The 13,603-nt window shown below is 62.4% G+C and carries 16 protein-coding genes; 10 read left to right on the top strand and 6 right to left on the bottom strand.

From position 1 onward, the window contains the following. The first annotated feature begins 6 nt into the window (after positions 1–6). Together KW568_RS11020 and KW568_RS11015 are read left to right on the top strand one after the other, a co-directional pair. A complete protein-coding gene (locus KW568_RS11020) occupies positions 7–1,155 on the top strand; it encodes an ABC transporter ATP-binding protein (protein WP_004576591.1) in 1,149 nt (382 codons plus the stop codon). Between the two features lie 155 nt (positions 1,156–1,310). Beyond that, positions 1,311–2,618, top strand: a complete 1,308-nt coding sequence (locus KW568_RS11015; RefSeq protein ID WP_004576590.1) for a substrate-binding domain-containing protein — start codon at positions 1,311–1,313, stop codon at positions 2,616–2,618. Between the two features lie 134 nt (positions 2,619–2,752). Here KW568_RS11015 and gorA read toward each other — a convergent pair whose 3' ends face one another. From gorA to KW568_RS10990, 5 genes are all read right to left on the bottom strand, one after another. Further along, positions 2,753–4,108, bottom strand: a complete 1,356-nt coding sequence (gene gorA / locus KW568_RS11010) for a glutathione-disulfide reductase (protein WP_004576589.1) — start codon at positions 4,106–4,108, stop codon at positions 2,753–2,755. Positions 4,109–4,205: 97 nt separating this feature from the next. Then, complete coding sequence (galU, locus tag KW568_RS11005) at positions 4,206–5,045, bottom strand: UTP--glucose-1-phosphate uridylyltransferase GalU (protein WP_003250908.1); 840 nt, start codon at positions 5,043–5,045, stop codon at positions 4,206–4,208. A gap of 236 nt (positions 5,046–5,281) precedes the next feature. Continuing rightward, positions 5,282–6,196, bottom strand: a complete 915-nt coding sequence (locus tag KW568_RS11000) for a c-type cytochrome (protein WP_004576588.1) — start codon at positions 6,194–6,196, stop codon at positions 5,282–5,284. Then, positions 6,193–6,843 carry a cytochrome c gene (locus tag KW568_RS10995; protein WP_004576587.1) on the bottom strand — a complete coding sequence of 217 codons (651 nt, stop codon included), beginning with the start codon at positions 6,841–6,843 and terminating at the stop codon, positions 6,193–6,195. Before KW568_RS10995 ends, KW568_RS11000 begins: the two co-directional genes overlap by 4 nt. 77 nt (positions 6,844–6,920) lie before the next feature. After that, complete coding sequence (locus tag KW568_RS10990; protein WP_003250915.1) at positions 6,921–7,280, bottom strand: hypothetical protein; 360 nt, start codon at positions 7,278–7,280, stop codon at positions 6,921–6,923. A 159-nt stretch (positions 7,281–7,439) separates the two neighbouring features. Between KW568_RS10990 and KW568_RS10985 the strand changes: the two genes are divergently transcribed. From KW568_RS10985 to csrA, 8 genes are all read left to right on the top strand, one after another. Beyond that, positions 7,440–7,742 carry a DUF1883 domain-containing protein gene (locus KW568_RS10985; protein WP_003250918.1) on the top strand — a complete coding sequence of 101 codons (303 nt, stop codon included), beginning with the start codon at positions 7,440–7,442 and terminating at the stop codon, positions 7,740–7,742. 7 nt (positions 7,743–7,749) lie between these two features. Then, positions 7,750–7,920: a hypothetical protein gene (locus tag KW568_RS10980; RefSeq protein ID WP_003250919.1), complete on the top strand. Its 171-nt coding sequence runs from the start codon at positions 7,750–7,752 to the stop codon at positions 7,918–7,920. A gap of 51 nt (positions 7,921–7,971) precedes the next feature. Next, positions 7,972–9,057, top strand: a complete 1,086-nt coding sequence (locus KW568_RS10975) for a nitronate monooxygenase family protein (protein ID WP_004576586.1) — start codon at positions 7,972–7,974, stop codon at positions 9,055–9,057. A gap of 82 nt (positions 9,058–9,139) precedes the next feature. Beyond that, complete coding sequence (modA, locus tag KW568_RS10970) at positions 9,140–9,898, top strand: molybdate ABC transporter substrate-binding protein (RefSeq protein ID WP_004576585.1); 759 nt, start codon at positions 9,140–9,142, stop codon at positions 9,896–9,898. Then, positions 9,898–10,578, top strand: coding sequence for a molybdate ABC transporter permease subunit (gene modB / locus KW568_RS10965; protein ID WP_003250923.1), 681 nt, complete (start codon positions 9,898–9,900; stop codon positions 10,576–10,578). The genes modA and modB overlap by 1 nt, the downstream gene beginning before the upstream one ends. A 1-nt stretch (position 10,579) precedes the next feature. Further along, positions 10,580–11,671 carry a molybdenum ABC transporter ATP-binding protein gene (modC, locus tag KW568_RS10960; protein ID WP_004576584.1) on the top strand — a complete coding sequence of 364 codons (1,092 nt, stop codon included), beginning with the start codon at positions 10,580–10,582 and terminating at the stop codon, positions 11,669–11,671. 57 nt (positions 11,672–11,728) lie between these two features. After that, the gene (locus KW568_RS10955) at positions 11,729–12,751 is read left to right on the top strand and encodes a DNA topoisomerase IB (protein WP_004576583.1); all 1,023 of its coding nucleotides are present in this window, start codon (positions 11,729–11,731) and stop codon (positions 12,749–12,751) included. 253 nt (positions 12,752–13,004) lie between these two features. Then, positions 13,005–13,202, top strand: a complete 198-nt coding sequence (gene csrA, locus KW568_RS10950) for a carbon storage regulator CsrA (protein ID WP_003250926.1) — start codon at positions 13,005–13,007, stop codon at positions 13,200–13,202. A gap of 38 nt (positions 13,203–13,240) precedes the next feature. On the opposite strand, the gene KW568_RS10945 is transcribed toward csrA, so the two are convergent. Then, positions 13,241–13,594: a response regulator gene (locus KW568_RS10945; protein WP_003250927.1), complete on the bottom strand. Its 354-nt coding sequence runs from the start codon at positions 13,592–13,594 to the stop codon at positions 13,241–13,243. Positions 13,595–13,603 lie beyond the last annotated feature (9 nt).

The raw sequence follows: 13,603 nt of genomic DNA, 5'->3' as shown, positions 1-13,603 counted from the left end.
ACAACAATGAGTGCAGTGATCAAAGACAACGCGCACGGCAAAACCCTGGTCAGCCTGCGCGGCCTGAACAAGCACTACGGCGACTTCACCGCCGTGGACAACCTCGACCTGGAGATCCAGGACGGCGAGTTCCTGACCTTCCTCGGTTCCAGCGGCTCGGGCAAGTCCACCACCCTGTCGATGCTGGCCGGCTTCGAAACACCCAGCAGCGGCGAGATCCTGGTCGACGGCCAGTCGCTGGTCAACGTGCCACCGCACAAGCGTGACATCGGCATGGTGTTCCAGCGCTATTCGCTGTTCCCGCACCTGAATGTGCGTGACAACATCGCCTTCCCACTGGCCATTCGCAAACTCGGCGCTGCCGAAACCGCAAAGCGCGTCGACGCCATGCTCAAGCTGGTGCAACTGGAGCCGTTCGCGCACCGCAAACCCTCGCAAATGTCGGGCGGCCAGCAGCAGCGCGTGGCGATCGCCCGGGCGCTTGTGTACGAGCCGCGTATCCTGCTGATGGACGAGCCGCTCGGCGCGCTGGACAAGAAGCTGCGTGAAGACCTGCAGGACGAACTGCGCCAGTTGCACCGCCGCCTGGGCATCACCATCGTCTACGTCACCCACGACCAGGAAGAAGCCATGCGCCTGTCGCAGCGCATCGCCATCTTCAGCCACGGCAAGATCGTCGGCCTGGGCACCGGGTACGACTTGTACCAGAATCCGCCGAATGCCTTTGTTGCGTCGTTCCTGGGCAACTCCAACTTCCTGCGGATCAAGGCCAGCAGCAATGGCGCAGGCAGCTTCGAGGGCCAACCAGTGGCCATCCGCCTCACCCCAGGCCTGGCCGCCGAGCAGGATGCGCTGATCATGGTGCGTCCGGAAAAAGCCCTGGCCCTGACCGCCGAACAAGCGGCGCGCGAGCCATTGCCGGCGGGCTGGAACGAGGTCAGTGCCAAGGTGGGCGAAGTGCTGTTCCTGGGTGAAAGCCAGACCTGTCATGTGGTGACTGCAGGGGGTACCGAGCTGACGGTGAAGGCCCTGTCGGCCGCGGGCATGCCGATGCAGCCGGGCGACAGCGTGAAGGTGCGTTGGGCAGTGGCCGACGCTTGCATTTATACCGAATGGGCCGAGAGCGACCTGAGCAAGTCGGCCGGGGCACATTAACCTCTTCAGCGTTGCAGCGCCTGCCAGATCGAGCGCCGCCCGCGCGGCGCACGATCGGGCAGGCGCTGCACGCTGGAAGGTGTACGCCCCCGTCACATTATCATCACGCCACTGTCGTAATCTGCCGGCCAACACTGTGCCATAGGCCACCCGGCATGCTCCGCCTGCTTGTCTTGCTGCTCACCTTGCTTCCACTAGCGACCTTGTCTGAGCCCCTGCATCTGCGTGTCCAAGGCTCCAACACCATCGGCGCGGCCTTGATACCGGCGCTGGTGCAGGGGCAATTGCGCGCGCAGCAGGCCACCGCCATCGAACAACGGCCAGGCAAGGTCGCCAACGAGCGGGTGATTACCGCCCGCGACGTGCATGGTCAGCCCTTGCGCATCGACATTGCCGCCCACGGTTCAAGCACAGGCTTTGTCGCGCTGGGCCGTGGCGAGGCTGACCTGGCCGCCGCCTCGCGACCGATCAACGACAGTGAAGTGCGCCAGTTGCAGGCGCTGGGCGACCTGCGCGCAGCCGGCGCAGAACAAGTGATCGGCCTCGACGGCGTCGCGATCATCATCCACCCCGACAACCCAATACCCCAACTGGACACCCGGCAACTGGCGCAGATTTTCTCCGGGCAGATCCAGCGCTGGGAACAACTGGGCATACCTGGCGGGGCCATTCATCTGTATGCCCGTGACGACCGTTCCGGCACTTTCGAGACCTTCAAGGCGCTGGTGCTGGAACCTCAGCACGGCGAACTTTCGGCCAAGGCCAGGCGCTTCGAGTCCAGCGACGAACTGGCGCAACGCGTGGGTACCGACCGCCAGGCCATCGGTTTCAGCAGCCTGGCCGCCGTACACGGGGCCAAGGTGCTGGCGGTGGCCGAAGGCGACGCGCCGGCCATGCTGCCAGAGCGTGCACGTGTGGCCAGCGAGGACTACCCGCTCTCACGGCGCCTGTACTTTTACCTGCCGGCCAACCCCAAGCCCCAGGCCAAGGCCCTGGTCGATTTCGCTCAGAGCCCGGCCGGCCAGGCGATCATCGCCCAGCAGGGTTTCGTTTCGCAGCAGATCAAGGCCCTGTCTGTCGCCCCCCAAAGCGACATGCCACCGCGCTATCGCATCCTGGCCCTGCAGGCGCAGCGGCTGAGTGTGAACTTCCGCTTCCAGGAAGGAAGCGCCAGGCTGGACAACAAGGCCTTGCGCGATGTGCAGCGGGTGGCAGAGTACCTGCGCCAGGCCGGGAAGCTGCAGGGCAAGGCAGTGCTGGTGGGGTTCGGCGACCCCAAGGAAACGCCCGGGCGCGCAGCCCTGCTCTCCCGCCTGCGTGCGCAAGCAGTGCGCCGCGAACTGGCGCGTGGTGGCGTGGAGGTGCTGCAGGTGACCGGGATGGGCGATGAATTGCCAGTGGCCGGCAATGAACAGGAGCAAGGCCGGCTGCGCAACCGGCGGGTCGAGGTGTGGGTGTATTGATCCGGCCTTGTACACACCTCTGAAGCAGCCTTGTGCTGCAACGAGGCCCGAATGACAGAAACATTCCGGTGTCAGCAAGGACCTCGTCGCAGCACAAGGCTGCGTCTACAGGCTGTAGAGCAGGCTCCACGTCATCAGCGGGTGACGGTGCGCATGGTCACGAACTCTTCGGCCGCCGTCGGGTGCACGCCGATGGTTTCGTCGAACTGCTGCTTGGTCGCACCGGCTTTAAGTGCAATGCCCAGGCCTTGAATGATCTCGCCAGCGTCAGGACCGACCATGTGGCAGCCCAGCACCTTGTCGGTCTCGGCATCGACCACCAACTTCATCAGGGTCTTTTCCTGAATGTCGGTCAGGGTCAGCTTCATGGCCCGGAAGCGGCTTTCGAATACCTGCACCTTGTGCCCGGCCTCCAGCGCCTGCTCTTCGGTCAAGCCTACGGTACCGATGGGTGGCTGGCTGAACACCGCAGTGGGGATGTTCTGGTAATCCACCGGGCGGTATTGCTCGGGTTTGAACAAGCGCCGCGCCACGGCCATGCCTTCAGCCAAGGCCACTGGGGTCAACTGCACGCGGCCGATCACATCACCAATGGCGAGAATCGAGGGCGCGGTGGTCTGGTACTGCTCATCAACCCGGATGTAGCCGCGCGCATCCAGCTCGACGCCGGTGTTCTCCAGGCCCAGATTGTCCAGCATCGGGCGCCGGCCAGTGGCATAGAACACACAATCGGCGACCAGCTCGCGGCCGTCCTTGAGCGTGGCTTTCAGGCGGCCATCTTCAAGCTTGTCGATGCGCTGGATGTCGGCGTTGAACTGCAGGTCGAGGCCGCGTTTTTCCAGCTCTTCCTTCAGGTGGGTGCGCACCGAGCCATCGAAGCCGCGCAGGAACAAGTCGCCACGGTACAGCAGTGTGGTGTCGGCCCCCAGGCCTTGGAAGATGCCGGCGAATTCGACGGCGATATAACCCCCACCCACCACCAGCACGCGGCGCGGCAAGTTCTTGAGGTAGAAGGCTTCGTTGGAGGTGATGGCCAGTTCCTTGCCGGGGATGTCCGGTACCTGCGGCCAGCCTCCGGTAGCGATGAGGATATGCTCGGCGGTGTAGCGCTGACCGTCCACTTCCACTTCGTTGGCACCCGTCAGACGCGCGTGGCCCTGCAACAGGGTCACCCCGCTGTTGACCAGCAGGTTACGGTAGATGCCGTTAAGGCGCTCGATTTCCCGATTCTTGTTGGCAATCAGGGTGCCCCAGTCGAAATGCCCCTCTTCCAACGTCCAGCCGAAACCCGCGGCTTGCTCCAGCTCGTCGGCAACGTGCGCGCCGTATACCAGCAGTTTTTTCGGCACACAACCGACGTTGACGCAGGTCCCCCCCAGGTAGCGGCTTTCCGCCACTGCCACTTTTGCACCAAAACCGGCAGCAAAACGCGCTGCGCGCACACCACCGGACCCGGCGCCAATCACGAACAGATCAAAATCGAAGGCCATGTATTCACTCTCCCAGGCAGGCGTCCAGCATACCGCCGTTGGCCGCCGCAAACAAAAAAGCCATCCCGAAGGATGGCTTTGAGGCCAGCAGGGCTTATCAGTAAGCCTTGCCAGTCTTGTAGTAGTTCTCGAAGCAGAAGTTGGTCGCGTCGATGTAGCCTTCGGCGCCACCGCAGTCGAAACGCTTGCCCTTGAACTTATAGGCAATCACGCAGCCATCCTTCGCCTGCTGCAACAGGGCATCAGTGATCTGGATTTCACCGCCTTTGCCTGGCTTGGTGTTGGCGATGATGTCGAAGATATCCGGGGTCAGGATGTAACGGCCGATGATCGCCAGGTTCGAAGGCGCGTCTTCCGGGGCCGGTTTTTCGACCATGTCGGTTACACGGAAGATGTCGTCGCGGATCATCTCACCTTTGATCACACCATACTTGTTGGTTTCCTGCGGGTCGACTTCCTGGATGGCGACGATCGAGCAGCGGTACTGTTTGTACAGCTTGACCATCTGAGTCAGCACGCCGTCACCTTCCGGGTTGACGCACAGGTCGTCCGCCAGCACCACCGCGAACGGCTCGTCGCCGATCAGTGGGCGGCCAGTGAGAATGGCGTGGCCGAGGCCTTTCATTTCGGTCTGGCGCGTGTACGAGAAGGAGCACTCGTCGAGCAGACGACGAATACCGACCAGGTATTTTTCCTTGTCGGTGCCCTTGATCTGGTTTTCCAGCTCGTAGCTGATGTCGAAGTGGTCTTCCAGGGCGCGCTTGCCGCGCCCGGTAACGATGGAGATCTCGTTCAGACCCGCATCCAATGCTTCTTCAACGCCATACTGGATCAGTGGCTTGTTGACCACCGGCAGCATTTCCTTGGGCATGGCTTTGGTAGCAGGCAGGAAGCGCGTGCCGTAGCCGGCTGCCGGGAACAAGCATTTTTTGATCATATACGTCCTTACAAAAGGCTAGGCCTGTGGAATTCGGCGCAGTCTAATCAGGCGGCAGTCACCTTACAATGCCCCCGTTAACGACCGTTGCCATCATAGAGATATCCCAGTGTAGATAGTTCCGGGGGATCGTAAATATTGCTGTCATACATGACCGTTGGATGACAGGAAAATCAGCGTGCCAGTGGCGGCCTTTTCAACGGGCTCACCCGCGAAGAGACCGCCACTGGCTGACCTCAGCTACCCGTCCCTTTTCCGATCAGCACCCCATCAACCTCCTGACCATACAGGTTCACCCCATCATTGGCATGAAATTTCACCCGCGTTTTCTCGATGGATCCCTCTACCAACCGCGGGTCCTGTGGCCGCTCGTGGCGGTTGATCCACGCCGCCACATCCCAGGCCTGCTGATCGCTGAGGCTGCCCGGCTTGCCCAACGGCATGTTGTATTTGATGAACGACGCAGCGGTATTGATGCGGTGCATGCCAGCCCCCCAGTTGTAGGAGTCCTTGCCCCAAAGCGGCGGCATTACGTACTCGCCGGCGACCTTTTGCCCTTCACCGTTATCGCCATGGCAAATCGCGCATTGTTCACGGTAAACCTGCTGGCCGCGCTTGAATTCATAACCACCCTTGGGTTGTGCCACCTCCGGATAACCACGTCCGGCAATCTCCACGCCGGTCGGCGCCTTGGTCGACAGCCAGTATGAATACACCGCCAACGCCGTCATCTGCGGGCTGTCAGCGGCCGGCGGCTTGCCGTTCATGCTGAACTGAAAACACCCTTGGATACGCTCGGCGAAGGTGTTGACCTTGTCATTCTTCTTGCGATAGGCCGGATACATCGGGTAGGCACCCCACAGCGGCGCCGAATGCGCCAACCGCCCCTGATCGAGGTGGCAGTTACTGCAGTTCATGCCGTTGCCCACCGCCTCGGGCATCAATCGGCGGGTGTCGACGAACAAGGCATGGCCTTCACGCACCATTTTGCCAAAGGCATTATCGGGCAACTCACGCTCAGCAGGCGGCACAAACTGCGGTGCAGCCTGCACACCGGGCACCTTCAACTGCGACTGGTCTTCCATGGCGATCGGCGTGGCCTGGGCGCTGCCCACGGCCAGCAGCAACAAGACGGGAATCAAGGTTTTCATGGCGTGACCTCCTGACTGGCGGGGCGGGCGAAGAACTCGGCAACGGCCTTGATCTCCTCATCGGTCATGGCCTTGGCCACGCCGACCATCAGCTGGTTGGGGTCATTGCTGCGGCTGCCGTCGCGCCAGGCATTGAGCTGTGCCACCAGATAACTGGCGGGCTGGCCGGCCAAGGGCGGGAAGTGTTCGCCCACCCCGCCGCCACCCGGTCCGTGGCATTGCACGCAACCTGGAATCTGCCGGCTCCAGTCGCCGTACAGGGCCATGCGGGTGGTCGGGTCATCGGCAATCTGCTGGCGGTGCAGGTCGCCAGCGGGGGCTGCCGGCAGGCTGGCCAGGTAGGTACTGACGGCCTTGATTTCGTCGTCGCTCAGGGCCTTGGCCAAAGGTTCCATCACCGGCTGCTTGCGGCTGCCGTTGCGCCAGTCCTGCAACTGCTTGGCAAGGTAACCGGCCGGTAGCCCGGCCAAACGTGGAAAGCCGGCAGCCGCAATGCCATTGCCGTCCGGGCCATGGCAACCCAGGCAGGCCATGGCTGCAGGGTTGGCCCCACCCTGGGTGAAGACCTTCTGACCCTCAGCGGCATGTGCCGTGGGCCAGATCAGGATCAGCAAGCTGCCGATCATCACGCGTCTCAACGGTGTCATCACGAATCTCCTTTTCTTTTGTTATATGTTTAGGCTTAAAACATATAAGCAGAGAAAGGAGGACCCGTTGCTTCAGATCAGCTTCCGGAGATGCACTGCGTTGCCGCAGTGCGCACATCCCCAAGGCGCAGCGGGAAGTTATTCAGCCGCTCGTGCAGTTTGATGCTGCTGCCGCTGCCGCGCTTGTCGATATCCACCAGCGCCGCCGGGCCGGCACCTGAGGTGATTTTCTGCGGTACGATCAGCCGCAGGCCGTCGCCACGCTGCTCTTCGGTCAGCGGGTCACGCGTATCGGCAAGCTTTTCCTTTACGCAATCGGCATAGGCGCGTGGGCTCTTGCCAGAGATCACATCCATCGTTTCACGCGATTGCTCCAGCTCCGCGACGCTCACGCAGCCACCGAGCGCAACCGACAACGCCGCCACCATCCACTTCATTTGCTGCACCTCTGCCTTCAGGAATTCGCTTCGACCACATCCAGGCGGTTTTGCTCCCTGCTTTGGCAGAATTATCTACGCCTGGCGATCAACGCGGCAGTGTAACGGCACATCGTGGTATCTTTTGCTTTTGCAGATCCAAACCTTGCGGAGCATCACATGAAATTCGTACACCAGCGCGAGCACCTCAACGAGGACGATATTGTCGTCATCGAGTGCTCCCAGCGCTGCAATATCCGCCTGATGAACGACGCCAACTTCCGCAGCTTCAAGAACGGCGGCCGTCATACTTACCACGGCGGCCATTTCGAGAAGTTTCCGGCGAAGATCACCGTACCCAGCACCGGCTTCTGGAACATCACCATCGATACCGTCACCACTCGCCCGATCTCGGTCACCCGCAAGCCAACGCTGACCCACAAGATCAAGATCATCCGTCGCTCGTCGTCGAAACTCAGATAAGGCCACCATGACCCAGACCATCAAGTACGTCATCAAATACAAGCTCGACGGCCAGCGTCGCTGGGATTTCGCGCTGATGCCCGATGCCTCGCAAGAGCAAGCCCTTGAGGCCCTGCGCAAGATCCACGGCGACGACGCCGAGAAAATCAGCGACATCCAGGTCAGCAAGGCCCTCTAAGACTTGCCGCAAGCCCCCGCCGCATCGCTCGCCCCACGCAAGGAGAATCGCATGAGCTATTGGCCCGACCGCCGTATCCTCGACCTGTTGGGCATCGAGCTGCCCATTCTGCAGGCACCCATGGCGGGGGCGACCGGCTCGGCCATGGCCATTGCCGTGGGCCTGGCAGGTGGCTTGGGCGCCCTGCCCTGCGCCATGCTCAGCGGCGAGCAGGTGCGCGCCGAGATCGCCGCATTCCGCGCCGGCTGCCCGGGGCGCCCGCTGAACCTGAACTTCTTCTGCCACCAGCCGCCAGCGCCCGATGCCGAGCGCGATGCGCGCTGGAAGCAGGCACTTGAGCCTTATTACAGCGAAGTGGGCGCCGACTTCGCGGCGCCCACGCCGGTGTCCAACCGCGCGCCTTTCGACGAGCAGAGCTGCCTGCTGGTCGAAGCGTTGCGCCCGGAGGTGGTGAGCTTCCACTTCGGCCTGCCGCAGGCCGAACTGCTGCAGCGGGTAAAGGCCAGCGGTGCCAAGGTACTGTCCAGCGCCACGACTGTGGAAGAAGCGGCCTGGCTGGAGCGCAATGGCTGCGATGCGATCATCGCCATGGGTTATGAAGCCGGTGGCCATCGCGGCATGTTCCTCAGCGATGACATCACCAGCCAGATAGGCACCTTCGCGCTCGTACCGCAGGTGGCCGATGCCGTCGGCGTGCCGGTGATTGCCGCCGGTGGTATCGGCGACCACCGCGGGCTGTTGGCGGCACTGGCCCTGGGTGCCTCGGCAGTGCAGATCGGCACGGCTTACCTGTTCTGCCCCGAGGCCAAGGTGTCGCCAGCGCATCGCCGGGCGCTGGACAGCGCGCCTGCCAGCGACACCGCGCTGACCAACCTGTTCACCGGCCGACCGGCGCGCGGCATCAACAATCGCATCATGCGCGAGCTGGGGCCGATGAGCGAGCTCGCACCGCGCTTCCCGCTGGCGGGCGGGGCATTGATGCCTTTAAGGGCGATCACCGATCCGCAGGGTAAGAGTGATTTCAGCAATCTGTGGTCGGGGCAGGCGTTACGGCTGGGCCGGCACATGCCGGCGGGTGAGTTGACCCGGGAGATTGCCGGTAAGGCACTGGCAGTGATCGGTCACCAGGCATTCTGACAGGCAGGCCTGGCCTCTTCCCGGCCAATGGCTTATCGCTATATAGTTAAGGCTATAACGATAACCTCAAGGAGCTGTCTTCATGCGTATCCGCTCGCCCCAGCTGGCCGTCACTGCCCTGGCCAGCCTGTTCGCCTTCAACACTGCCTGGGCCGACGAAGTCCAGGTCGCGGTCGCAGCCAACTTCACAGCCCCTATCCAGGCCATCGCCAAGGACTTCGAAAAAGACACCGGCCACAAACTGGTCGCGGCCTATGGCGCCACCGGGCAGTTCTACGCGCAGATCAAGAACGGTGCACCGTTCGAAGTGTTCCTCGCCGCTGACGACACCACCCCCAAGAAGCTGGAAGCAGAAAAGGAAACCGTACCCGGCTCGCGCTTTACCTACGCCATCGGCACCCTGGCCCTGTGGTCTGCGAAGGAAGGCTACGTAGATGCCAAGGGTGAAGTGCTGAAAAAGAACGAATACAAACACCTGTCCATCGCCAACCCGAAAGCGGCACCTTACGGCCTGGCCGCCACCCAGGTACTGGACAGGCTGAAGCTAACCGAAGCCACCAAAGGCAAGATCGTCGAAGGCCAGAACATCACCCAGGCCTTCCAGTTCGTCTCCACCGGCAACGCCGAGCTGGGCTTTGTCGCCCTGTCGCAGATCTACATGGACGGCAAGTTGACCCATGGTTCGGCCTGGATCGTGCCGTCCAACCTGCACGACCCGATCCGTCAGGACGCCGTCATCCTCAACAAAGGCAAGGACAATGCGGCCGCCAAGGCACTGGTCGAATACCTCAAAGGCCCGAAAGCCGCAGCAGTGATCAAATCCTATGGTTATGAACGCTGATGCCACTCGATGCCAGTGACCTGGGCGCCATCTGGCTGACCGTAAAACTGGCCAGCCTGACCACCCTGATCCTGCTGGTCATCGGCACACCGGTCGCCTGGTGGCTCGCGCGCACACGCTCATGGCTGCGCGGGCCGGTGGGTGCGGTGGTGGCACTGCCCCTGGTACTGCCACCGACGGTGATCGGCTTTTACCTGTTGATTGCCCTTGGCCCGCACGGCTGGCTCGGGCAGGCCACCCAGGCGCTAGGCCTGGGCAGTGTGGTGTTCAGCTTCACAGGCCTGGTGATTGGCTCGACGGTGTACTCCATGCCGTTCGTGGTGCAACCCCTGCAGAATGCCTTTGGCGCGATCGGCCAGCGGCCCCTGGAAGTCGCCGCTACCCTGCGCGCCAGCCCCTGGGACACCTTCGTTCATGTGGTGCTGCCGCTGGCCCGCCCTGGCTTCGTCACTGCCAGCATCCTCGGCTTTGCCCACACGGTGGGCGAGTTTGGCGTCGTGCTGATGATCGGTGGCAACATTCCCGACAAGACTCGCGTGGTTTCGGTGCAAATTTTCGATCACGTCGAAGCCATGGAGTATTCACAAGCCCACTGGCTGGCCGGTGCCATGCTGGTGTTCTCTTTCCTGGTGCTGCTCTTGCTGTACGCTGGACGCCGCGGCAAAGCTGGCTGGAGCTGAAATGAGCGCATCGATTGTGGCGCGCCTGAAACTGGCGCGCGACGACTTCACCCTGGACGTCAACCTGCACCTGCCCGGGCGCGGCATCAGCGCACTGTTCGGCCACTCTGGCTCCGGCAAGACCAGCTGCCTGCGCTGCCTGGCCGGGCTGGAACGGGCCGCCAGCGCCTATATCGAGGTCAACGGCGAAGTCTGGGAAGACAGCACCCGTGGCTACTTCCAGGCACCGCACCTGCGCCCGGTGGGCTACGTGTTCCAGGAGGCCAGCCTGTTCCCGCACCTGTCGGTGCGCGGCAACCTGACGTTCGGCTGGCGCCGAGTAGCGCCCGCTGAACGCAAGGTCAGCCTCGACCAGGCGTGCCAACTGCTGGGTATCGGCCACTTGCTGGAGCGCCGCCCGGCAACCCTGTCGGGTGGTGAGGCGCAGCGGGTAGGTATTGCCCGCGCCCTGCTCAGCAGCCCAAGGCTGTTGTTGATGGACGAGCCGCTGGCAGCCCTCGACGGCCCGCGCAAGCGCGAGATACTGCCCTTCCTGGAGCGCCTGCACGACGAACTGGACATCCCCCTGATATATGTCAGCCACGCCCAGGATGAAGTCGCGCGGCTGGCCGACCACCTGGTGTTGCTGGAACAAGGCCAGGCGATTGCCAGCGGCCCGATCGGCGAAACCCTGGCTCGCCTTGACCTGTCGCTGGCACAGGGCAACGACGCCGGCGTCGTGTTCGAGGGTAAGGTGGTAGGGCACGACCCGCACTACGGCCTGCTTGACCTGCGCCTGCCCGGCAGCGACGGGCCGCTGCTGCGCATCACCCACGCGGCGCAGGTGATGGGCAGCACCCTGCGCGTCAAGGTGCAGGCCCGGGATGTCAGCCTGGCACTGGCGGCGGACAGCGCATCGAGCATCCTCAACCGCCTGCCGGTGCGTGTGCGCGAGAGCTGCCCGGCGGCCAACCCGGCGCATGTGCTGGTCAGCCTGGATGCTGGCGGCAATGCCCTGCTTGCACGCATCACCCGCTTCTCGGCAGACCAGCTCGGCTTGCACACAGGGCAGATACTGTTCGCCCAGATCAAGTCCGTGGCCCTTTTGGGTTGAGCATCCTTAGCGCGCGTATTGTCCATTGATCAGTGACCTGATCGAGGCCTGCTGCCCATGCTCGACTGCCCCCTGCCGCGCACCCTGCACTACGTTGACGACAGTCAGCCGGGCCTGACCCGTCGGCGCTGGCGCGACCGTTTCATCTATCTGGATGCCGATGGCCAACGGGTACGTGACAGCGACACCCTCTCGCGCATCGCCGCACTGGTGATTCCCCCGGCCTACACGGATGTGTGGATCTGCGCCGACCCGCAAGGCCACCTGCAAGCCACCGGCCGCGATGCCCGCGGCCGCAAGCAGTACCGCTACCACGCGCAGTGGCGCCAACTGCGCGACCAGCACAAGTATGGGCGCATGCTTGCGTTCGCCCAGGCCCTGCCAAAGCTGCGCACACAGCTGGAAGCCCACCTGGCGCGGCCAGGGCTGGACCGGGAAAAGGTCATGGCACTGGTGGTGAGCCTGCTGGATCACACCCTGATCCGCATTGGCAACCAGCGCTACCTGCGCGATAACCGGTCGTACGGGTTGACCACCCTGCGCAATCGCCATGTGCAGGTCAAAGGCAGCACTATCCGCTTCCAGTTCCGCGGCAAGCGCGGCGTCGAGCACAACGTCACCCTCAACGACCGGCGCCTGGCCAACCTGCTAAAACGCTGCATGGAACTGCCTGGGCAGGCGCTGTTTCAATACCTGGATGAAGACGGCCAGCGCCATAGTGTCGGCTCCAGCGAGGTCAATCAGTTTCTGCAGCAACTGACCGGGGCCGACTTCACCGCCAAGGATTATCGCACCTGGGCCGGCAGCAGCCTGGCATTGAACCTGCTGAAGCCCTTGGCCTGGGAGCCGGAAAGTGAAGCCAAACGCCAGGTTGCCGCGATAGTCCGCCAGGTGGCCACACGCCTGGGCAATACACCGGCCGTGTGCCGGCGCTGTTACATCCACCCGGCAGTCCTGGAGCACTATGCCTTGGGGCGCCTGGCCAATTTACCGAAAAACCGTGTGCGCAAAGGCCTGGACCCGGAGGAAGTGGCCTTGCTGCTGTTTCTTCAGGCACTCGAGGAACAGGAGGACCATTGAGCTTGTCTATTCAGCCCATGATGCGAAGAAATTTCCCATTAGTCGCCAAGCCCCCTATTCTTGCCAGCGAGCACCTTGGCCGACAAACCGTTGACGGTTTGCTTTGGCACCTGCAACTGAAGACACGCAACAGAATTTGTCTGTCGGGGAATTACTATCCGCCGAAAGCGTCTTTAATGAGAAGGAAGAGGGACAAGCTCCCGCCGCAGCGGCAACTAGCCCTGCGGACTTTTACATCACCAAGGAGAATTACATGCTGATACTCACCCGTAAGGTTGGCGAAAGCATCGTCATCAACGATGACATCAAAGTCACCATTCTGGGCGTCAAAGGGATGCAGGTGAGAATCGGTATCGATGCACCGAAAGATGTTCAGGTCCATCGAGAAGAGATCTTCAAACGCATCCAGGCCGGCAACCCGGCTCCGGAGAAACACGAAGACTCACACTAGCGCCACCCGAGGGGCATGGATGCGCTCGACCGCCAGCCTCAGGTGCCCATCAACTGATGCACCGTGGCGATCATCTCATCCATGTCGAACGGCTTGTCGAATATTGCGGCAAACAGGGCCGGGCATCCTTGGCTGGCCTGTGCGCCGCTCATGAGGATGACCGGCAACTCGCTTAACGCCGGGTCCTGGCGTATGGCACGTGCCAACTCCTCACCGTTGAGTAGCGGCATCATGTAGTCGGTAATCACCAGCTGCACGCGTTTTTCCTTCAGCGCCTCCAGTGCTTTGCAGCCATTGCTCGCCTTTTCCACCACGAAACCTTCGTCCTCCAGGGCAAAACCGAGGATATCGGCGATCAGGTACTCGTCATCGACAATCAGGATGGTGTTCATCGGCTCGTC

This window comes from Pseudomonas sp. HD6515 (assembly GCF_024971855.1).
Classification (GTDB): Bacteria; Pseudomonadota; Gammaproteobacteria; order Pseudomonadales; family Pseudomonadaceae; genus Aquipseudomonas; species Aquipseudomonas alloputida.
Note: the sequence above shows the minus strand (reverse complement) of the source record. Positions and strands in the feature narration are given on the sequence as shown.

Excerpts from the sequence above, each read along its gene's own strand:
- modC (WP_004576584.1), top strand. The coding sequence starts at position 10,580 with ATGAGCGCATCGATTGTGGCGCGCCTGAAACTGGCGCGCGACGACTTC.
- KW568_RS11000 (WP_004576588.1), bottom strand. The coding sequence starts at position 6,196 with ATGAAAACCTTGATTCCCGTCTTGTTGCTGCTGGCCGTGGGCAGCGCC.
- KW568_RS10975 (WP_004576586.1), top strand. The coding sequence starts at position 7,972 with ATGAGCTATTGGCCCGACCGCCGTATCCTCGACCTGTTGGGCATCGAG.
- KW568_RS11015 (WP_004576590.1), top strand. The coding sequence starts at position 1,311 with ATGCTCCGCCTGCTTGTCTTGCTGCTCACCTTGCTTCCACTAGCGACC.
- KW568_RS11020 (WP_004576591.1), top strand. The coding sequence starts at position 7 with ATGAGTGCAGTGATCAAAGACAACGCGCACGGCAAAACCCTGGTCAGC.
- KW568_RS10945 (WP_003250927.1), bottom strand. The coding sequence starts at position 13,594 with ATGAACACCATCCTGATTGTCGATGACGAGTACCTGATCGCCGATATC.
- modB (WP_003250923.1), top strand. The coding sequence starts at position 9,898 with ATGCCACTCGATGCCAGTGACCTGGGCGCCATCTGGCTGACCGTAAAA.
- KW568_RS10955 (WP_004576583.1), top strand. The coding sequence starts at position 11,729 with ATGCTCGACTGCCCCCTGCCGCGCACCCTGCACTACGTTGACGACAGT.
- galU (WP_003250908.1), bottom strand. The coding sequence starts at position 5,045 with ATGATCAAAAAATGCTTGTTCCCGGCAGCCGGCTACGGCACGCGCTTC.
- gorA (WP_004576589.1), bottom strand. The coding sequence starts at position 4,108 with ATGGCCTTCGATTTTGATCTGTTCGTGATTGGCGCCGGGTCCGGTGGT.
- modA (WP_004576585.1), top strand. The coding sequence starts at position 9,140 with ATGCGTATCCGCTCGCCCCAGCTGGCCGTCACTGCCCTGGCCAGCCTG.
- KW568_RS10990 (WP_003250915.1), bottom strand. The coding sequence starts at position 7,280 with ATGAAGTGGATGGTGGCGGCGTTGTCGGTTGCGCTCGGTGGCTGCGTG.
- csrA (WP_003250926.1), top strand. The coding sequence starts at position 13,005 with ATGCTGATACTCACCCGTAAGGTTGGCGAAAGCATCGTCATCAACGAT.
- KW568_RS10995 (WP_004576587.1), bottom strand. The coding sequence starts at position 6,843 with ATGACACCGTTGAGACGCGTGATGATCGGCAGCTTGCTGATCCTGATC.
- KW568_RS10980 (WP_003250919.1), top strand. The coding sequence starts at position 7,750 with ATGACCCAGACCATCAAGTACGTCATCAAATACAAGCTCGACGGCCAG.
- KW568_RS10985 (WP_003250918.1), top strand. The coding sequence starts at position 7,440 with ATGAAATTCGTACACCAGCGCGAGCACCTCAACGAGGACGATATTGTC.